This window comes from Empedobacter sp. UBA7494 (genome assembly GCF_002478465.1).
GTDB lineage: Bacteria > Bacteroidota > Bacteroidia > Flavobacteriales > Weeksellaceae > Empedobacter > Empedobacter falsenii_B.
Window position 1 is genome coordinate 17,490 of record NZ_DLOC01000036.1, and the last position, 20,017, is coordinate 37,506.

General features: G+C 30.0%; 18 protein-coding genes. 9 read left to right on the plus strand and 9 right to left on the minus strand.

Annotated features, from left to right (window positions below):
• Positions 1–18: 18 nt before the first annotated feature.
• Positions 19–2,337, plus strand: coding sequence for a hypothetical protein (locus tag B4E95_RS03800; protein ID WP_291090025.1), 2,319 nt, complete (start codon positions 19–21; stop codon positions 2,335–2,337).
• Between the two features lie 3 nt (positions 2,338–2,340).
• A complete protein-coding gene (locus B4E95_RS03805) occupies positions 2,341–2,754 on the plus strand; it encodes an SRPBCC family protein (RefSeq protein ID WP_291090028.1) in 414 nt (137 codons plus the stop codon).
• 33 nt (positions 2,755–2,787) lie between these two features.
• On the opposite strand, the gene B4E95_RS03810 is transcribed toward B4E95_RS03805, so the two are convergent.
• Positions 2,788–6,510 (minus strand): metallophosphoesterase, encoded by a 3,723-nt coding sequence (locus B4E95_RS03810; RefSeq protein ID WP_291090031.1) that lies wholly within the window; start codon positions 6,508–6,510, stop codon positions 2,788–2,790.
• A gap of 24 nt (positions 6,511–6,534) precedes the next feature.
• Here B4E95_RS03810 and B4E95_RS03815 point away from each other — a divergent pair, with 24 nt between their 5' ends.
• On the plus strand, positions 6,535–7,728 hold the full coding sequence (locus B4E95_RS03815; RefSeq protein ID WP_291090032.1) for a Pycsar system effector family protein: 1,194 nt from the start codon (positions 6,535–6,537) through the stop codon (positions 7,726–7,728).
• Here B4E95_RS03815 and B4E95_RS03820 read toward each other — a convergent pair whose 3' ends face one another.
• Together B4E95_RS03820 and B4E95_RS03825 are read right to left on the minus strand one after the other, a co-directional pair.
• Complete coding sequence (locus B4E95_RS03820) at positions 7,729–7,887, minus strand: hypothetical protein (RefSeq protein ID WP_291090036.1); 159 nt, start codon at positions 7,885–7,887, stop codon at positions 7,729–7,731.
• Between the two features lie 11 nt (positions 7,888–7,898).
• Positions 7,899–8,195: a hypothetical protein gene (locus B4E95_RS03825; RefSeq protein WP_291090039.1), complete on the minus strand. Its 297-nt coding sequence runs from the start codon at positions 8,193–8,195 to the stop codon at positions 7,899–7,901.
• Between the two features lie 268 nt (positions 8,196–8,463).
• On the opposite strand from B4E95_RS03825, the gene B4E95_RS03830 reads away from it, so the two are divergent.
• Positions 8,464–8,880 (plus strand): OsmC family protein, encoded by a 417-nt coding sequence (locus tag B4E95_RS03830; RefSeq protein ID WP_291090040.1) that lies wholly within the window; start codon positions 8,464–8,466, stop codon positions 8,878–8,880.
• A gap of 58 nt (positions 8,881–8,938) precedes the next feature.
• On the opposite strand, the gene B4E95_RS03835 is transcribed toward B4E95_RS03830, so the two are convergent.
• The 3 genes from B4E95_RS03835 to B4E95_RS03845 all read right to left on the minus strand — a co-directional run bounded on the left by B4E95_RS03835 (position 8,939) and on the right by B4E95_RS03845 (position 10,931).
• Positions 8,939–9,484 carry an NADPH-dependent FMN reductase gene (locus B4E95_RS03835; RefSeq protein WP_291090043.1) on the minus strand — a complete coding sequence of 182 codons (546 nt, stop codon included), beginning with the start codon at positions 9,482–9,484 and terminating at the stop codon, positions 8,939–8,941.
• Positions 9,485–9,575: 91 nt separating this feature from the next.
• Complete coding sequence (locus B4E95_RS03840; RefSeq protein WP_115001105.1) at positions 9,576–10,103, minus strand: NADPH-dependent FMN reductase; 528 nt, start codon at positions 10,101–10,103, stop codon at positions 9,576–9,578.
• A 15-nt stretch (positions 10,104–10,118) separates the two neighbouring features.
• The gene (locus B4E95_RS03845) at positions 10,119–10,931 is read right to left on the minus strand and encodes an AraC family transcriptional regulator (protein ID WP_280051127.1); all 813 of its coding nucleotides are present in this window, start codon (positions 10,929–10,931) and stop codon (positions 10,119–10,121) included.
• Between the two features lie 160 nt (positions 10,932–11,091).
• Between B4E95_RS03845 and B4E95_RS03850 the strand changes: the two genes are divergently transcribed.
• The 5 genes from B4E95_RS03850 (at position 11,092) to B4E95_RS03870 (ending at position 17,720) form a co-directional block, all read left to right on the plus strand.
• Positions 11,092–12,423, plus strand: a complete 1,332-nt coding sequence (locus B4E95_RS03850; protein WP_291090045.1) for a TolC family protein — start codon at positions 11,092–11,094, stop codon at positions 12,421–12,423.
• Between the two features lie 2 nt (positions 12,424–12,425).
• Entirely contained in the window at positions 12,426–13,472 is a 1,047-nt protein-coding gene (locus B4E95_RS03855; protein ID WP_291090048.1) for an HlyD family secretion protein, read from the plus strand.
• A gap of 4 nt (positions 13,473–13,476) precedes the next feature.
• Positions 13,477–15,039, plus strand: coding sequence for a hypothetical protein (locus B4E95_RS03860; protein ID WP_221855848.1), 1,563 nt, complete (start codon positions 13,477–13,479; stop codon positions 15,037–15,039).
• 495 nt (positions 15,040–15,534) lie between these two features.
• The gene (locus B4E95_RS03865) at positions 15,535–17,121 is read left to right on the plus strand and encodes a hypothetical protein (RefSeq protein WP_291090051.1); all 1,587 of its coding nucleotides are present in this window, start codon (positions 15,535–15,537) and stop codon (positions 17,119–17,121) included.
• Positions 17,118–17,720: a hypothetical protein gene (locus B4E95_RS03870; RefSeq protein WP_291090054.1), complete on the plus strand. Its 603-nt coding sequence runs from the start codon at positions 17,118–17,120 to the stop codon at positions 17,718–17,720. The genes B4E95_RS03865 and B4E95_RS03870 overlap by 4 nt, the downstream gene beginning before the upstream one ends.
• A 13-nt stretch (positions 17,721–17,733) precedes the next feature.
• Here the strand turns inward: B4E95_RS03870 and B4E95_RS03875 are convergent, their stop codons facing one another.
• From B4E95_RS03875 to B4E95_RS03885, 3 genes are all read right to left on the minus strand, one after another.
• Positions 17,734–17,997 (minus strand): hypothetical protein, encoded by a 264-nt coding sequence (locus tag B4E95_RS03875; protein ID WP_221855842.1) that lies wholly within the window; start codon positions 17,995–17,997, stop codon positions 17,734–17,736.
• Between the two features lie 84 nt (positions 17,998–18,081).
• Positions 18,082–18,951 carry an acyl-CoA thioesterase gene (locus tag B4E95_RS03880; RefSeq protein ID WP_291090058.1) on the minus strand — a complete coding sequence of 290 codons (870 nt, stop codon included), beginning with the start codon at positions 18,949–18,951 and terminating at the stop codon, positions 18,082–18,084.
• Between the two features lie 8 nt (positions 18,952–18,959).
• Positions 18,960–19,925, minus strand: coding sequence for an NAD(P)H-dependent flavin oxidoreductase (locus B4E95_RS03885; RefSeq protein WP_221855838.1), 966 nt, complete (start codon positions 19,923–19,925; stop codon positions 18,960–18,962).
• Positions 19,926–20,017 lie beyond the last annotated feature (92 nt).

Consider the following 20,017-nt stretch of genomic DNA (forward strand, 5'->3'; position numbering starts at 1 on the left):
GTTATTTTTAAATCATATATGAAAGAAAATTTTATCGATAAATTACCCATCAAAATTATTTACTCGTTTCAATCTCTGATTGAAGAATTAGAACGATCTGAATACAATTTTGGAGAGTTTAAAGCTTTTATAGAATACCTGAAAGCTACTCGACCAGAGTTGATTGATGGTGTTGAAACATTTGAAGATTTTCAGAAAATTATCAAAGATGTTGAGCCTATTATTGAGAAAATTATTCCAAAACCATTTGTAAAATATAATTTAAAAGCGATAACTTTTCCCTTTTCAGATAAATTTATTTTTGCAACAGATCGACTTAAAGTGTTGATTGATAATAATGAATCACGACTAAAATTCAATTTCGAAGATTTAGATTATGATACATTGTATAAGTATTGTTGTTGTTTCATCTTGTCTAAGTATTATCATAAAAATTTAGATTTTAATTTATCAAATCAGTTGGTTATAGACAATCAAAATGGTTACAGAACATACCTTGGAACTGATATTAACCACGATTATTTTCAGATTTATCCATCCCAAGATAAATTTAAATTGACTGAAGAGGAAATTGAAGAGTTGTTGAATAATTATGAAGATACAGCTTTGTGGATGAGAAAAATTCCAATTGGATCTTGGATTGCAAAAGGGTTTAATCTTGTTTCATTTTTTGACAATACGACTGAAATTGCACTTTCTAACTTAAAATCTAAATTATTATCTTATGGAGAACCTTTTAATATTGTTCGAAATGATATTATTTCTGCATTAAAATCTATTTTTAGGATCAATAATTTAGAAGTTGGTTTTTCGGCTTATAATTCGGATAAAAATCAATTAGAAATTAGTCATTTATTACAATTGAATGATAGCTTACTGATTGATAATCATAAAAAAATAAAACTGAATGAAGTTTTTTGTGCTGATTTAGAGAACAAAATATCGAAATCAGATTATTATGTTGTTTCTAATATTGACGCAGCTTTGGAGAAGTTTCCACAAGATAAAATGTTGAGAATGGCAAATGAATCTGGTCTAAAAAGTTTGATTCTTTATCCATTGAAAAACGGAAAATCTCATTTAGGTATTTTAGAAATAGGCTCGAAAGAAGCTGGAGTTTTCAATCGAATTAATGCAAACCTTTTACGCGAAATCACGCCTCTTCTAGAAGAATCTATTTATCGCTATACGGTTGAGTTTGAGAATCAAATCAATGCTTATATACAAACCGAATATACGTCGTTGCATCCAAGTGTAGATTGGAAATTTAGAGAAAAAGCTCGCGAACACATATTGCATCCGGGAAACACAAAACAAAAATCGCAGATTTCTTTTCAAAATGTATATCCAATTTATGGTGAATTGGATGTGAGAAATTCGTCAGTGATTCGAAATCAATGTTTAAAAAAGGATTACACGAATCAGATTAATTACTTGATTTTGATTTGTAACGAGTTATATAATCGTACAAAAAAGAATAAATTTTTGGATTATAGTGACGATTTGACTGATTTTTTGCAACGAATAGATAATGTAGATAAAATCTATTTCGAAAGTGAATTATTTGATTACATTACGTTGCATATTCATCCTGAAATTCCCAAATATGTAAAGGATGATGAGAAATCGATTATCGAAGAATATCTAAAAAAATTAGATTCTACAACGGGATTATTTTACGTAGATCGCAAAAAATTTGACCAAACAATTGTAATGACAAATTCACTTTTGTCGAACAAATTAGACACTTTTCAGAAAGATGCTCAAGATGTATTTCCGCATTATTATGAGCGTTTCAAGACAGATGGAATTGATTACAATTTGTATGTTGGGCGAAGTATTGCGCCGTTCAAAAAATTTTCCTATCAAAATATTCGAGAAATTAGATATTGGCAACTACAAGCGATGATAGCTTTGGAACAATCTTACAAAGAAATTCAGAAAAAAACACCATTAAAAGTTGAGGTTGCTTCGTTGGTTTTTGCAACGAATACCACTTTAGATATTTTGTTCAAATTAGATGAGAAACGTTTTGATGTTAATGGATATAACAATGCAAAATATGAAATAATCAAGAAAAGATTAAGTAAAGCTTTTGTGAAAGGAACAAATGAACGAATCAATTTGCCTCACAAAATTTGTATTATTTATACCGAAGATATTCTAAAAGAAGAATATACAAATTATATCAATTTATTAATTGATAAGAAATTTTTGAAAAAAGATGTTGAAAATTTGGAAATTGATGATTTGCAGGGTATAAGCGGTTTGCAAGCAATTAGAGTTTCGATTAATTATAAAAATAAACTCGAAAAATATACTAAAATAGAAGAATAAAGAATGAAAAAAGATGATGTATTGCTTAATATTTCGATAGATAGTACTGCCGAAAATATTTGGAAAGTTTTGACAGATGAACAAGCGTTTAATGAATGTTTTGAAAACATAAAAATGACATGTAACGAATGGAAAGTAGGAGAGAAGATAAAATTTGTAACGCAAAAAAATAATGAAACGTTGGTAGATGAAGCCTTGATTACATCTATTATGGAGAATGAACGTTTGCGATATAATTATAAAAAACATAATACAGACCATGAGATTGAAGTAATTTTTAATCTAAAATCTTCGGGTAATTTTACTTATCTATCAATTGAAGGAAAAGATTTTGCAGATGATTATGAACGCTCACATTCAGAGAATGCGTGGATAAATATGATGCAAGCAATCAAGAAATATGTACAAAAAAAATAACCTTCAAATTTTTGAAGGTTATTTTTTTATATGTTAAAATCCGAAATTCAATCCAAAAACGATTCGCCCTGGATCTTCACCTTTAAAGTATGAAACTGTTGCGGTAATAGATTGTGCTCCGTTTATCCAAAGTCCGCCACCCATAGATGAATGCCATTTATTTGAGTCTTCTCCGTTTAACCAAACTCGTCCATAATCAGCTCCAACAAAAACGCCTAATCGTAATGGAACAACGGCTTTGAAACGTAAAGCATCAAATCGTAAATCAGATGTTTGTAAGAAAACTTTGTCTCCTGCAAAACGACCTAATCGATAACCACGTAAATCCTGATCTCCACCTAAATTAGCCATTTGGTAGAATTCCATAAAATTACCCCAAACTGCTTTACCTTTTAGCATAGAAGCAACTGTTAATCTTCCATTTGCAGAGATTTTGTGTGTGAAACCTAAGTTAAGTTCTGTGTAAAAATGATTACGTTCAAAATCTGTCAAGTTAGAAATCCATTTCGCATTAGCTAAAAATGTCATGCCTAATTTTGGTAATGATTCGTTATCGTAATTTTTGAACAAATATTTAGCTCCAATTTCTCCGAAATGTTGTCCTTTGAAAACGTCTCTATTAATTGATGGGAAATCTTCGACAATACGATCTTTATTCTCTTCAATCTTTTTGTAACTATAAATTGCAGAAAAATCTAAACGACCATTGTTATTCATAATCTTGAAAATAGACGGTCCAATGCTATAACTTTCTAATCGAACACGGTTATAATCCATTCCAATTTCTTCTTGATTATTCACGGTCTCGTTTCCTAAACCAAAGAAATTTGTACTATAAGTTGGGCTCGTGTAAGCTGCATTAAGATCTAAATTCCATTTACCCAAAGCTTTTGTAAACGTTCCTTTATATTTGGCATCCCAACCGCCTGTCGCAAAATAATAACTTATTTGCAAATTGTGACGTTGCGAATATGGTTTACGATCAAAACCGTTGACAGTGTAGGTTGGCGATAAACCAATTTTTATTCCGTCATCAGGATTGTAGCCAATATTAGGTAACATAGTAAAGAAATTATACATCGGTTGTTTGTAATCGTATGTATTAACTTCGTAATCGTTGACAAAATTTTTCGATGTTAAAAAGGTAGATTCAGATGCATCGCTTCCGTTAGCGTAATCATATACTTTTACTTTTGCAGAACGCTTTACTTCGTATATATCGTCATCTATTCCACCAATAATACGAACTAAAATAGCGTTATTTGGCTTTCCTTCAACCTTGAATTTATCTTTTCCGTTTAATCCATATAAACGAATTTCTTTTGTTTCTTTTTTATTAAAATCTTCATCAAGAATTAAAGTTCGATCTTGTCCTGAATAGATTTTTACATTTGTTTTTCCCTTTGGTAAACGAGTGATCACAAAATCTTCATCTTCGTCTGTTCCTTTCAGAATAACTAATTTGCGAAGAACTTTATTATATTCTTCAGCAAATTTTTCTAATTTAGATTTTCGGGCAATAAGATTATTAATCACTTCTTGATCATATTCTTGTTTTGTTTCTTCAGGAATTAATTCAAATGATTGTTTGATATAATCATCACTCAAATTATCTTGAATATATTTTGCTTCTTTTTTCCATAAATCAAGATTGGATGATTCTAAAATGGCTAAATCCAACGGATAAGGTTCTCTGTTGAACCATTTTACATTTTTGATATCATCTTTGTAATCTTGCATATGTCTAAGCGGAGGAATTTTCATAATCAAATGAAAGAAAAGTCCGTCATAACGTGGAAATGCTTGGTCTCTATCACGTGGAATTGGTTTGTAAACAGTTTGATTATTTTCTTTGTAAACGCCCCAACGCCATTGATCAGAATGTCGATCCCAATCACCAACTAACATATCAAAAAGTCGTGCACGAATGTAGGCTTGTTTTTCCACGACAACATCTTTGTTTTTGTGAATCGCAGCCAACATATCATCTGTGCTAACAATATGTTTTGGTTTTCCGAAAACACCGTCTTGATATCCGGACATTGGTCGTTCTTCTATCATGTATAATTCATCACCAAAATTTTCATTATATGCTTTCAAGGCTTCTTGTTTCGGAACATAATATAATTTTGGCGTAGAATGCATAATATTGATTGGTTTCATCAAATTAGCAACTGTTAATGGATAATATGGATGATTGGTTGTATAGAAATCCATCAAAAATTTCTCTGTGAACGAATCTTCAAATTCATCTGCAACATATTTATTTTTAAATGCTACTTGCTGAATAAATTGCGTGGCACTTTTCTTCACCGAGCGCATATTGTATTCTTCACCTTTTGCATTTGCCAATCGTAAACTTTGCGTTTGATGTCCACCACCCATTCTAACAGGGGTTAAACCTCCATTTAGTTGGCTTAAATTAACAGTATTAGCAGTAATTGTTTGTCCATATGTTCGACGATAATGACGACCAAAAAAGAATTTATACGGATCAGATTTACGTGTAACGTCTAATGGATATACACTTGTTTCTTTCGTTTTTGGCATTTTTTTATCATCATAAACTTGAGCCAAATATTCCTTTTTCTTTTCTGTAATTTGTTTTGCTAATAATAATTCGATTCCACCGTCTTTAAAACCATAGAAATTAGCTTTAGAAGCACCATTATCATACAAATCTAAGACAACAAAACCATTATCTCCGTAAGAAAAATCGTTTTTACCAACCGCTTTTGCCGATTCTTTTTTAGAACCAGAACCGCTGATAATTTGTTTGACATTGTTTTGCTGAATGTATTGCAAGTTGTGATCATGTCCAGAAACAACAATTACATTATTTCTATTTTCGATTAGTGTTGCAATACGAGAAGCCATTTCTCTGTATTTGAAATTATTAACATCTTGAGGACTAAGACCTGTTGTACTTCTTAATAAATTAATAAAAGATCCGATTACAGGTAATGGAACTTTGAAATTATCTCCTAATGGATAAAACTGTTTTTTGAAATCAAATTGTCCACCATGTGTTCCGTTCGAATATAACGGATGATGCATCGTGATAACAGTTGTTCTGTTTTGATATTTGTTCAATTGCGATTCTAATTCTTCGAAGAAAGCTTCTCGTGATTTGATATCACATTTTTCATTTAGACCAGGATGTTTGTCCCAATCTTGTAAATACCATTCAGAATCTATCGCAATAATTCCGATGCTATCATTTACATTTATTTTATCAATTGGACACGCATCTTTTGGTAAAAATGATTTTTTATTACCCAATTGTTTTTTGACTAATTTTTCTTGTTCTTTTAATCCTTTTACACCATTTCGCCAATCATGATTTCCTGGGATAAAAAGGGTTTTTCCTTTAAATTCTTTCGCTAAATCAATCTGAAATTGAAGTTTCTCTCTACTTGTTGTATATTCAGCTTTTGTAGAATCCGTTACAATTCCATTTTCGTAAACATTATCACCTAAAAAGAAAAGATAAGAAGAAGAGTCAGCTTTCGCTAATTGATTCTTTAAAATTTCTAAATTTTGTTTATTTTTTGGTTGATCAAGATCTCCTGCATCGCCTATTAAATAGATAGATTGAATTTTATTTCCTTCTACATTTTGTACTTTTTCTGTCTTAATGTTTCTACCATATTGAGGATGTTGCGTAGCGCAAGATGTCATATAAAGGCAAGAACCTACTAAAGCAAAAAAAGGATAATTCAATTTTTTGTTGTTCAGTGTTGGTAATAATTTCATACATTTAAGCGTTAAAAACTTGTGATGAACCAATTGTTATTAAATTTAGAAAACTATGTTTTCAATCTGTTCAAAGATAATCTTTCTTTAGATTTTACGTATCATAATTTTATGCATACTGTAAAAGTTGTAGAAGCTATAAAAACTTTGAGCGCGGAGGAACAAATCTCTACAGATTTACAAGAGAAATTATTAATTGCTGGTTGGTTTCATGATACGGGATATACAAAAACCGTGCAAGGTCATGAAAGTGAAAGTGCAAATATTGCAAAACAATATTTGAGCGAGCATAATTTTGACGAAAATTACATCAAAGAAGTTCAAGATTATATTTTAATCACAGCGCTAAATAATGTTCCGATAAATATAGGTGAAGCAATTGTAAAAGATGCAGATAACTTTCATTTAGGACAAACTGAATATCCTAAAATTTCTGAATTATTACGTGATGAAATTGCCAAAATTTGTCACAAAGAATTTTCTGATTACGAATGGCATGTAGAGAATAGAAATTTTTTTTTAAAGGTTCATCATTTTTATACGGATGCTGCAAAAAAGCTTTGGCAGAAAGGAAAAGAAGAAAATTTGATCTTTACACAAAATAAAATCAAAGAGATTGAATTGATTGGTGATATTCCTAATAAGTATGAAATCAAGAAAAAGAAAAACGATAAGATTCAACAACCAGATCGTGGTGTTGATACACTTTTTCGTGTAACATTAAATAATCATACTCGTTTAAGTGATATTGCCGATAGTAAAGCTAATATATTATTGTCTGTAAACGCGATCGTGATTTCGATTGCACTTTCTACTTTGGTTCCAAAATTAGGAAGTCCAAAGAATGAGTATTTACTTTTACCTTCAATCGTAATGCTTTTATCAAGTGTTGTTTCAATTATTTTTGCAATTTTAGCAACTAAACCAAATGTAACATACGAAAGTTTTAACGAAGAAGATATCAAAAACAAAAAAGTGAATTTGCTTTTCTTTGGTAATTTTTATCAAATGTCGCTTGATGCTTACGAGGATGCTATGCAAGAACTGATGAAAGACCGCGACTATGTATATACGTCTTTGACAAGAGATTTGTATTATTTAGGAAAAGTCTTGGAACGTAAATATCGTTTGTTAAGCATTACGTACACAATTTTTATGATCGGAACTATTTTATCTGTTCTAACGTTTGCTTACGCGATGATCACAAATGTAGCTTAATTATTTCTTTACTTTTTCGAAATCGAACGCAATATTACTTGATTCATCATTACTAATTTCAGCTTTTAACTGATGACCAACTTTCAAATATTTGATAAGTTTAGGAAAATCATTCTCTTGATTTTCTAATGTAAATGAATTTTTATCAGAATTGATCAATTCAAAATCAGTTATCTCGTTTTTAGTTTTTCCAAGTTAACTATTAATATCCATTTATAATCAATCTTTGTGATAGTAAGATGTTCCTGCGAAATCGTATCATTATTTTTGATTGTAAATCCACAACCTAAGAAGGTATTTTTATCAACTTTTTTCCAGCTTTCAAACGTTTTTCGATCCGATTTTTCATTTGTTATAATCCATTCACCAACCAAAAAATCAAAACTTGGTTTATCAACAGAAGTTTTAGTTGATTCGCAAGAATTCAACGAAAAAATAAATAAAAGAAGAAAAAGAAATAGTTTCATATTAGTGTGTTTTAGTTTTATTTAGTGTGCTTATCAATTTCAAAATTATTTGTATCTAAAAAAATAACCTTGCCAACACATTCTAGGAATTGCAAATTTTGGCATAGCTATTATTCCTCCGTTTTCGAGGATTTTTTGAGCAGTTTTATCAAAATTTTCTATAATTGAATTTAAATTCAGCTAAAATTTATTCAGAAAATCATTATTCAATCAAATATTAGAATAAATATTTTGAGAATGATTATTTTTATACTTTAAAAGAAATAAGATGAAAATTGAATTAAATAGAGTAAATCAAGCTTCTCACTATGAAGCGACTGCGTCAAGTTCTTCGGTAAAAGTAAATATTGATGGACCTGAATCGATTGGAGGAGAAGGAAAAGGAGTTCGCCCAATGGAGTTGGTTTTGATTGCTTTGGGAAGTTGTAGTGTTTTTGATTTGAATGAAATTTTGAAGAAAAAACGCCAAGAAATTGAAGATATTAAAGTTGAGGTTGAAGGTCAGCGTCGAGATGAAATTCCAAATATTTTCACGAATATTCATATCAAATTTTTCTTAAAAGGAAATATTGATTTAGATAAAGCAAATAAGGCTGCTGAATTAGCGGTTAAGAAGTATTGTAGTGTACATGATATGCTTGCAAATGGAGGAATTGATATCACTTACGAGATAAATATAAATTAAATTGATAACAAAAAAAGGTCTTTCGAACGAAAGACCTTTTTAATACATACTTTTTCAATTAAGCTTCAACAATAGTTAAAGCTTTTTGAAAGATACTAACTTGAGCTAGTACTTTATTTTTTAATTCTTCATTTACAATTTCGTTATTTTGGAAATTATCGTTGAAAGATGGGAAAGTCGTGCTTGCTACAATTTCTCCGCTTGCAAACATTCCAAAATATTTTGTTGCAACTTCCATTACATTTCCTCCACCATAAGCACCTGGAGATGTACTTAATAATAACACTTTTTTATCTTTCAAATATGGCATTTCGATACGCGAAACCCAATCCAAAATGTTTTTTAATGCAACAGAAAAATTTCCATTGTGTTCTGCCAAAGAAATTACAACACCTTCTGCATTTTTGATTTTATTGTAAAAATTCTGTGCTTCTTGTGGAAATCCATTTTCTAATTGACGGTCAATAGAATAGATAGGCATCTCGAAATCATTGATGTCAACTAAATCGATTTCTGCATTTTCGATTTGATTTAAAGTATAATTTAATAATTCTTTATTAATTGATTTTTTGCTGTTACTACCAGCGAAAGCTAAAATTTTCATATTCTTACTTGAGTATTTTCATTTTTGATGAAGCAAAGTTATTGCAAGCAACCATAAATTTTATTGACCTATGTTAGGAAAAGATAAAAACTTATATTTTTTTTCTAAATTCATCAATTTTAAGAATCAATTCTCTGTTTAACTCTTCATTAGTGATTTTACCTTCTGCAAAATTTTCGTTGAATTTAGGCAAAGAGAAATCGACTAAAATGTCACCTCCTAATTTTGTAATTAATTTAGAACCTATTTCTAAAGAGTTTTTTGCTCCATAACCACCAGGAGATGTACTCATAACGAAGACCTTTTTTCCTTCCAGAAATTTATAATTAATTCTTGAGCACCAATCCATATAGCTTTTAAAAACTGCTGTAATGCAAGCATTATGTTCTGCTAATGAAATAAGCAAAATATCAGAATCAACAAGTTTTTGATAAAATCGTTTTACTTCATCAGAAAAACCTTGCTCTTTTTCTATATCAATATCAAAAGTAGGGATATCAAAGTCATCTAAATCTAAAATCTCAATTTGATCTTTGTTTAATAAAGAAGAAGCATAAGTTACGAGTTGTTTATTGATAGAAGTAGAGCTGTTACTTCCGGCAAAAGCTTTAATAATCATAGTTTTTATTTTAAGTTATTGTTTTTTTGTGTGTAATAATTGCGTATATTCTGTTGGTCGAATTCCTGATACTTTCTGAAAAATATTACTGAAAGATGACAACGAATTATAACCAACTAACATTGCGATTTCGTACATATTGTATTTATTTTCAGCAATCAATTCCAATGATTTTGTGATACGTAATGCGCGTAAAAATCGAACATAATTAATTCCCATATTATCTTTGAATTTTCGAGATAATGTTCGCGTGCTCAAACCAAATTGTTGCGCAACTTCATCTATTGTATAGTTTTTCTCGATATTTTTCATCAGAAATCGAGCAATATCGATCAGTTTCTGATCTTTTGGAAATGGATGCTGAATAAAAGCGGGCAATTTGTTCGATTCCATTTCGGGCAAAATAGATCGTATGGCTTTTACAAAATCATATTTTGCAGGATCTTTTTCCGAAATTGATCCACTCCAATTTTTGGTGTACAAAATCATTTCCCTTAACAACTCATTCGTGTAATAAATATTTGTAATCGAATAAAAATCGTTTTCTTCTTTTTCGGTCTTGAAATAAAAGTTATACAAATCGCCTGTTTTACTATTCGTTAAGATAGAATGTGGCGTATTTGCAGGAATCCACATAAAACAACGCGCAGGCAAATACCAATGTTTGTCGTTTACAAAAACATGTACAATTCCGCCTTCTGCATATAATAATTGTGCTTTTTTGTGTTCATGTACGCGCGTTCCTATCGTATCTAAATGTGCATGTTGTATGTAAAAATGGACTTTAGATTTGTCAACTTCGTTAAAAAAAAACTGATCAAACAACATTGTTTTATACTTTTATAAAGTGAAATATTTTGCTTTTGCAAATTACTTTATTTTGGCGTAAATGAGCAAATTATTTTCTTTTTTTATCAAGAGGGTAAAGGTGTTTTGAATGTAACTTTGCATCACTAAAAATCAATAACAGACTTATAAATAATACAAAATGATATTTAAATTCGTTAAATATCAGTTGCTTACATTGTTGTTAATGCTGAGTGGGTTGAGTTATGCTCAAAATGAAATAGACTATAACCAACTGAAATTAAGCAAAGCAATTGAAATTGGACTTCAAAATAATAAAAAATTACAAATTAGCGCTTTAAAAACTAATATTGCTGAATTAAAAGAGAAAGATCTTAAAAATGAGAAATTGCCAGATGTAGACTTTCATACTGGTTTTCATGTTTTGAGTAATTTACGCCAATATGAAGACGGTTTTTTAAAACCTTCTACAAAATATGCTGTTCCTCGAGTGAAATACGATTTTACACTTTCGGCAGAAATCCCAATTTATTTAGGTGGTAAATTAAAAAATGATGAGAAAAAATCTGAAATAGAAACTAATATTTCGAAACTGCAAGTTCGAAAAGATGAGCGAGAATTGAGAATGCAAATTATCACAGCTTATTTACAAGCGTTGCATTTACAAGAGCAACAAAAGTTGATTTTGGATAAAATGAGAGAAGATTCGGTTGTGATAAAACAAACAGAATCCTTGAAAAAAAATGGGTTGGTAACGTATAATGAAGTTTTGAGAACAGAATTGCAATTGTCAAATCATAAAATTTCTTTTACAGAATTGGCGAATGAAATTTCGATTATCGAACATCAAATCAAAACAATTTTGGCTTTACCAGAAAATCAAGAAATGCATATTGATACTTATGATTTGTTTACAAATGAAGAGCATTTGGGGTTAGTTGATGAAATGATTTTGGAAGCAATGGATCAAAGTGAAAGTTTGAAAATTGCGAAAGATGATTTGAATTTGAAAGAAATTGATAAGAAAATTACCAAATCCAATACATTACCAAAAATAACTGCTGGTGCGGAATATGGATATAATTATCCAAACTTTATGTTTTTTCCTCCAGAAGAATATTTGTACAGATTTGGTTCTGTTGGTGTAAATGTTTCGATTCCATTGAGTAATTTTTTCAAGAATAAACAAAAAATGCAAATCGCAGATCGTAACATTTCAATTGCAAAATTAGAAATAGAAGAGAAAGAAGAACAAATTCGACACGATGTTTTTGCAGCGAATAAACGATTAGAAGAATCGATCGATAAAATAAAAATTGCTGAAGAAGCAATTGGTCAAGCCAAAGAAAATTATCGAATTGTTCGAACAAAATATGTCAATAAATTGAGTTTGATTACAGAACTTATCGATGCGGATAACGCTTATTTAGAGGCTCAATCGAATTTGATTTCATTGCAAATCAACAAACAATTAAAATACTATCAATTACAATACGTTTTAGGAAACTTATAAAAATGGGAAAACAACAGACAAAAGGAGAAAAACGAATGAATAGAACGCTTTCGGCGATTGCTTGGATTTTTATTATCATAGGAATCACTGCAGTGGCTTGGTTTTATTTCTTTTCGAGTTCACATGTCAATACAAATGACGCGCAAGTGCGACAATATATTACACCAGTTTCGAGTAAAGTTTCTGGTTTTATCAAAAAAGTAAATTTCGAAGAAAATCAATTTGTACACAAAGGTGATACGCTTGTTGTGATTGATAATAGAGAGTTTCAGAATCAGATTGATATTGCAGAAGCAAATTTAGAATCGACTTCGCAATCTGTTTTAACCTACGAAAAAGCGGTAGATACAAAATCAAGTGATGTTAATATTGTTAATGCAAATATAGAAGCTGCTAAAATAGAGGTTTGGAGAACGGAAAAAGATTATAATCGTTTCAAAAATTTAGTACAAGAAGATGCTGCAACTGTGCAACAATTTGAAGAAGTTGAAGCAAAATATAAACAAGCAAAAGCAAATTTGAGTGCTTTGGAACAACAACGTAATGCAGTGAATGTTAGTGCGTCTGCTGAACAAACAAAAGTTGCACCTGCAAAAACTCAAATTTTACAACGAAAAGCCCAATTGAATGATGCCAAACTTATTCTCTCATATACTTATGTTGTGGCGCCTTACGATGGTTGGGTTGGAACAAAAAATATACAAGAAGGTCAGTTAATAAAAGAAGGACAAGCTTTGGTGCAAGTGGTTTCGAAAGAGAAATGGATTGTTGCAAATTTTAAAGAAACGCAAATTGGAGAAATCGATTTGGATCAACCAGTTATTATAAAAGCTGATGCCTACAAAAACATTGAGTTTGAAGGAAAAATTGAATCACTTTCGCCAGCTTCTGGGTCTGAGTTTGCTTTGATTAAACCTGATAATGCTACAGGAAACTTCGTGAAAATTGAACAACGTTTTCCTGTAAAAATAATTCTGAAAGAGTCTAAAAACAACGAAAAATTACGTACCGGAATGAATGTAAATGTTTCCGCAGAAAAAGTAAATTAAATAAATGTCACAACAAAATTCAATATTTAATAAATGGGTTCCGCAAAAATTGGTTGTGCCAATTTTTATCCTTGCGCTATTTCCACACTTGATGATTTTGACGATATTCAACATGAATAGTACGTTTACAGCATCATTTTTGGATTTGGAGGTCGACGATTTGCAGTTCCTTTTTTCGATGGCGTATGCCACTATTGTTTGTGGCTTATTTATTCACGTTCGATTTTTTCACTTTTTCAATATCAGAAGTTATTTGCTAACAATGACCATGCTTAACATTTTGGTATTGTTTGGAATGACATTAACTACAAATACAGAATTGATTTTGATTCTGCGTTTTATTCAAGGACCTTTATCGCTTTTCGAAGGTTGTATTTTGTTGCCAATCATTATGTCGAATATTAAAAGTGAACATTCAAAATTGATTGCTTATTCGTTTTTGTACGGCGTAATGTTAACGGGAGATAAATTCACGACTTCAATTGTGAAGTTTGCGATTGAGAATTATAACCACAATATGATGGTGTATACGATTATGAGTTTTCATGTTGTTGCATTAATTATTTATGTATTTTTCTTTAATCACAACAGAATGTTTCCTAAAAAACCATTGTATCAATTAAATTTAGGCGGAATTTTCTTGATGATTATTTCCCTAATTTCTGGTGCATTTTTCTTGATTTATGGAAAAAAATATTATTGGTTCGAATCGCCAATTATTATCATAGCATTTGCATCAACACTCGTTTTTAGTGGTTTATTTTTATTGCATCAAAAAACAGCCAAACGACCTTTGTTTCATTTTGAGATTTTCAAATCAGAACGTGTCATTTTAGGAATATTAATGTTTTTTGTTTTCTATACTTTACGTGCTGGGATGAGCAATATTTACCAAGTCATGTCAACAGTTTGGAAATGGCAATGGGAATATGTGTTGCAGATTCAATATTTTAATGTTGCAGGTTCCATCATTGGTATTGTATTTTCATTTTTCATGGTTAAAAATAAAATTGATTTTAGAAAAATATTTTTTCTTGGATTTGTACTTTTAGCCATGAGCATGTTGTGGTTTAGTCACTTGTTTTATCCAGATACAAAAGTCGAGGCAATAGCGCCAACGTTGATGTTAGAAGGAATTGCGCAAGGTGTTATTTTTACGCCATTAGTGTTGTATATTACAGGTTCTGTACATCCTTCTATTACTGGTAGTGCGGCGCAAGCAGGTACGGCGATTCGTTTTTGGACGACAACAATTGGTTTTTCGCTGATGCAAAATGCAATTTTATACTTGACGACTAAACATCAATTTTTGATGACCAAAAATTTAGACAAAACGAGTCCGATTTTCCAACAACAATGGAATAATTTGTTCAATAAAAATATTGCGAGTCATCTTCCAAAAGAAGCAGAAAGTATTACTGCCGCAGCTTTAAAAGCAAAATTGTATAACCAAGCTTTGTTGGTTAGTAATATTGAGATTTTCCGAACATTGTTTGTTGTGGGAATTATCGCTGCGATTTTTGTAATTCTTTATCAACCGATAAAAAATAGACTTTTACATCGTTAAAATAATTTTTATATATTACTTTTTTATTTAATTGGCGTATTTGATTTAATAGAATCAAGTACGTTTTTTTTATAACAAATTTTTAAAAATGAATATTTTATCAAAATTATTCGATAAAAAGGAGATAGTTTAAAGTTTTTTAAATTTAAAAATGGCGTAAATGAACAAATTATATTCTCAAATAATCAACTTGTTTTTCTGAGACAGCACTTACTTTTGCCATCAAAATAAATCAAACGAAAAATGATTAATTGTTTTAATAAATATTAGTTGTATTTTATTGATTTTAAATTTGTTATGGTTTTATAAAAATGAATCATCGTATTTTAACGATTTATTATTCAGAATCACATTTTAGCCTTTTGACTTTTCTCAGGCAGCTTCCCTTTTTTACTTTTTAGGTAAGATAATCACGAAATCAATAAAATATTTTTAATTAGACAAACTTTCGAATGAATGTTTTGAACTTGATTGTAAAATTGAATAAATAACTCAATGCACAATCAACATCCCATTTTCAAGAAATGGATACCAGAAAAATTGGTACTTCCAATTCTCATTGCCGCGTTGATTCCGCATGTGATGATTCTCTCACTTTTCAATATGAATAGTACATTTACAGCTTCATTTCTAGATGTTGATGTAGACGATTTACAATTCATTTTTTCTTTGGCTTACGCCACAATTGTTTGTGGACTTTTTATTAACGAACGGCTTTTTCAGTTCTTTAATATTCGTTCTTATTTATTGTTTATGACTATTATCAATATTGTATTAATGTTAATAATTTCGTTGACAACAAATACGCAATTGATTTATTTACTTCGTGTGATACAAGGAACAACATCTTATCTCGAAGGATGTATTATTGTTCCGCTAATTATGTCGCGTATAAAAGGCGAATATGGACGATTATTAGGGAATACTTTTTTGTATGGATTTATGATGACGGCTGATAAATACACGACTTCTATTGTAAAATTTGCCATCGAAAATTATAATTTCAATATGGTAATTTATACTGTCATCTTTTTTCATGTTTTATCATTATTGATTTATGTTTTTCTCTTTAGTCATGGTAGATTGTATCCCAAAAAACCATTGTATCAGTTAAATTTGGCGGGTTATTTTTTGATGATGATGTCATTAATAGCAGGAGCTTTTTTATTGATTTATGGTAAAAGATATTATTGGTTCGAATCGCTTTATATCGTTATTGCGTTTGCTGCAATGTTTATTTTTTCAGGCTTATTTATTTTGCAACAATTAACGTCTAAAAAACCGATTTTTCATTTCGAGATTCTTCGTTCCGAAAGAGTTATTGTAGGTATGTTTTTGTTTTTTACATTTTATATTTTCAAATCGAGCATGAGTAACATTTATCAAGTGATGAATGTTGTTTGGAAATGGAATTGGGAGTTTGTTTTGCAAATACAATATTATAATTGTGCCGGAATTTACATAGGAGCATTGTTTGCTTATTACATCATCACACAATTTCAAACGCAATATAAGTATGTGTTTTTTGGAGGTTTTTTTTGTTTAACGTTTGCTATGTTGTGGTTTAGTTACATTTTGGTTCCAGATACTCGTCCGAATGCAGTTATTCCGCCATTATTGATGGAAGGAATGGGACAAGGAATGTTGTTTGCGCCAATTTTGCAATATATGGTATGTTCTATACACGCTAATTTTTCTATGAATACTATGCAAGCAGCAGTCGCAATGCGTTATTGGTCGTCGACAATTAGTTTTTCGATTATGCAAAATGCAATTCTTTTCTTGACGACTAAACATCAATTTTTGATGACGAAAAATCTAGATATTACCAATACAATTTTTCAAGAACAATGGAATAACTTATTCAATAAACACAATACAACTCATTTAGTAAATGAATCGATCAGTTTGACAGCGACCAATCTAAAATCTCAATTGTATAACCAAGCTTTGTTGATTGCAGATATTCAAATTTTTAGAACATTATTTTATTTTGGAATTGTAATGATGGTTTTTATTATGATTTATAATCCAATCAAAGGAATTTTACATCTTAGGAAAAAGAGAAAAGAGAGTCATTGAATTTAGTTATATCTTTGAAAGATATACTTTTATTTATGTACTATCCTTTTGATATATTAGAATCTTTTGATCAGATTTTGAAATTAGAAGTTGTTGGCTATGATGAACCAAACAGTGGAAGAGAGTTGTTAATTCCTAAAATAACAATTGAAGGAGTAGATATTACTGAACGATTTAAAGAGGTGAATGGAGGTTCGAATAGAATAATAATGAATGTGAATTTTGAATTTTCTCATTCTTTTTTACCAGTTGTTTTTATTCCTTATGAAAGAAATTTTATTCTATATTACTATAAGGATGATATTATATCTATTATTAATCATCATTCAAATTTTAATCATAATTGGTTTGTAATGAATTTTTTTTCTAACAATTTTTTTGTATTTATATCGAGAAGAAATTTGATTTTTAAAAATTTAATAAACAATACATATTATAAAATTCATGCTAAAGAAAACGAGTTGTTTAAAAGTGTGAATATTGATAAAGATGATTTGTTTATTTTAGAAAAGTCTATTGTTGAAATAAATGATTACAGAATAAATTATTTAGAAACTTTATTTGAAGTAATTAATATAAACGAAGTAGAATTTAAGTGACGAAAAAATTAATCTATTGATTTGCTTTTTTTCTGGTATTGATTTCTGCATTTATTTTTGCTAAACCTGTTATAAGAGGAATAAAAGTTACAGAACATGATAATAAAATAACGAATGTTACATTGATATCATATTTGTTTGTCATTTTCAGAATTAATAGAATGACTGCTATAAGTAATAATGGGATTTGAATGCTAATATTTAGTTTGTTAACTTTTTTTCTTTTTTCATTTAATTTTTCTAATGATAATTCGCTCAAAGGTTTTTCTTTGTTCATCTTAATTGTTTTATTAAAGATAGTAAAATCAAATTAAAAAATAGATTCAAATAAGAAAGCTAACCAATTGGCTAGCTTTTTTCATTATTTATCTTTAATGATTGGTCTGATTAAGCCTTCTTGCGCAACGCTACAAATTAGTTCACCAGAACGATTGAATAAATTTCCTCGTGTAAAACCTCTTGTGTCATTTGCACTTGGAGATTCAACATTAACTAATATCCAGTCATGCAAATTTGGTTCTCTATGGAACCAAATTGAATGATCTAAACTCGCCATTTGTGTATTTCCAAAATGAGCTTTAGAAGCATGTGGTTTTATTGCTGTTGATAACAAATTATAATCAGAGCTATACGCAATTAATTGCTGAATAATCGGTAAAGGTAAATCCTCTGGAACATCATTAAAAGTTAACCAAACATTACTAAAATTAGGATAATCTTTTTTCTCAAATGGATTTACAAATTCAACAGGTTTAAAATCTAAGGGACGCTCTGCTAAGACAAATCGCATAATTGATTTTGGTAAAACCGAACCAAATTGTTCTGCGACATCGTTCCAACTCATTAATTCTTCAGGAGGCGTTACAACAGGCATTTCCTCTTGATGTTCGTAACCTTCTTGTTTCAATTGAAATGAACAAGCCATCACAAAAATAGGAACACTATCTTGCTTTACTGTGACAACACGCGTACTAAAACTTCCTCCATCACGAAGATTTGCTACTTCAAAATAGATAGATTTTTCTAAATGTCCAGGTAAAATAAAGTAGGAGTGAAGGGAATGACAAAAACGATCTTGAGGAACAGTTTGATATGCTGCATGTAAAGCTTGACTTACAACTTGTCCTCCAAAAACATTTGGACTTCCCATAAAAGAACTTTTCCCTTCGAATAAATTTTCTTCTAGTTTTTTGAGAGAAATTAATTCGATGAGTTCTTGAGTAGTTTTCATTATTAAGTTTAAAATTTCAAATTATTTAATTTCTGGACATTTTGTTCTAATGCACATTTATATTCATTTTTCATTCGATTGATTAATTCTTCGGTTGAAATAATATCATGAATTCCAGAAACTCCGTGTCCAGCAGACCAAATGTCTTTCCATGCTTTGTGTCCATCTCCTCCAATTAATTTCGAAAAATCTTCTTCTTTCTTTTCGTCTAAATCAATTCCAGAATGAATAATACTTGGTTTCAAGAAATTTGCATTTACACCAGAAATTCCATCTGTATAAATCACATCTTCGAAAGTACAATCGACTAACATTGTTTTATAATCTTGATCTGCAGACGCTTCTTTTGTCGCAATAAAACGAGTTCCAATGTATGCAAAATCAGCACCCATATTTTCAGCTGCTAAGATATCGTTTCCGTTGTTCATCGCACCTGCTAAAATTAAACAACCATCGTAAAAAGTACGAATGTCATCAATCAAAGCAAAAGGATTAGCAGTACCAGCATGTCCACCAGCACCAGAAGCTACAGCAATAATTCCGTCTACACCTGCTTCAGCAGCTTTTTCCGCATGACGTTTTTTGATCACATCATGAAAAACCAAGCCTCCATAACTATGAACTGCATCTACAACTTGTTTTACAGCGCCAAGTGACGTAATAATAAGCGGTACTTTATATTTTGCACATAAAGCTAAATCACCTTCGAGACGAGGATTTGTTTTATTAACGATTAAATTCACTCCAAATGGAGCCGCTTTTTTACCTGTTTCTTCTTCAAATTGTTTTAATTGAGAAGTGATATCAATTAACATTTGTTCAAAATCTTCGGAAGTTCTTCCATTCAAAGAAGGAAAAGTTCCACATACTCCATTTTTACATGCTTCTACAACTAATTCAGTTCGAGAAACAAGAAACATAGGTGAAGTGATTAAAGGTAAATCTAAACTATTTTTAAATTCTTGTAGGGTCATATTAAAATTTTTTTTTGATGTGGTATAGGATGCAATATAGTTATAAAATACTTTTGTAAAAATTAATATTCCTTTATAATTTCTAAATGTAG

What these genes read in the sequence shown, in the direction of transcription:
- B4E95_RS03800 (WP_291090025.1), top strand. Translation starts at nt 19, where the DNA reads ATGAAAGAAAATTTTATCGATAAATTACCCATCAAAATTATTTACTCG.
- B4E95_RS03805 (WP_291090028.1), top strand. Translation starts at nt 2,341, where the DNA reads ATGAAAAAAGATGATGTATTGCTTAATATTTCGATAGATAGTACTGCC.
- B4E95_RS03810 (WP_291090031.1), bottom strand. Translation starts at nt 6,510, where the DNA reads ATGAAATTATTACCAACACTGAACAACAAAAAATTGAATTATCCTTTT.
- B4E95_RS03815 (WP_291090032.1), top strand. Translation starts at nt 6,535, where the DNA reads ATGAACCAATTGTTATTAAATTTAGAAAACTATGTTTTCAATCTGTTC.
- B4E95_RS03825 (WP_291090039.1), bottom strand. Translation starts at nt 8,195, where the DNA reads ATGAAACTATTTCTTTTTCTTCTTTTATTTATTTTTTCGTTGAATTCT.
- B4E95_RS03830 (WP_291090040.1), top strand. Translation starts at nt 8,464, where the DNA reads ATGAAAATTGAATTAAATAGAGTAAATCAAGCTTCTCACTATGAAGCG.
- B4E95_RS03835 (WP_291090043.1), bottom strand. Translation starts at nt 9,484, where the DNA reads ATGAAAATTTTAGCTTTCGCTGGTAGTAACAGCAAAAAATCAATTAAT.
- B4E95_RS03840 (WP_115001105.1), bottom strand. Translation starts at nt 10,103, where the DNA reads ATGATTATTAAAGCTTTTGCCGGAAGTAACAGCTCTACTTCTATCAAT.
- B4E95_RS03845 (WP_280051127.1), bottom strand. Translation starts at nt 10,931, where the DNA reads ATGTTGTTTGATCAGTTTTTTTTTAACGAAGTTGACAAATCTAAAGTC.
- B4E95_RS03850 (WP_291090045.1), top strand. Translation starts at nt 11,092, where the DNA reads ATGATATTTAAATTCGTTAAATATCAGTTGCTTACATTGTTGTTAATG.
- B4E95_RS03855 (WP_291090048.1), top strand. Translation starts at nt 12,426, where the DNA reads ATGGGAAAACAACAGACAAAAGGAGAAAAACGAATGAATAGAACGCTT.
- B4E95_RS03860 (WP_221855848.1), top strand. Translation starts at nt 13,477, where the DNA reads ATGTCACAACAAAATTCAATATTTAATAAATGGGTTCCGCAAAAATTG.
- B4E95_RS03865 (WP_291090051.1), top strand. Translation starts at nt 15,535, where the DNA reads ATGCACAATCAACATCCCATTTTCAAGAAATGGATACCAGAAAAATTG.
- B4E95_RS03875 (WP_221855842.1), bottom strand. Translation starts at nt 17,997, where the DNA reads ATGAACAAAGAAAAACCTTTGAGCGAATTATCATTAGAAAAATTAAAT.
- B4E95_RS03880 (WP_291090058.1), bottom strand. Translation starts at nt 18,951, where the DNA reads ATGAAAACTACTCAAGAACTCATCGAATTAATTTCTCTCAAAAAACTA.
- B4E95_RS03885 (WP_221855838.1), bottom strand. Translation starts at nt 19,925, where the DNA reads ATGACCCTACAAGAATTTAAAAATAGTTTAGATTTACCTTTAATCACT.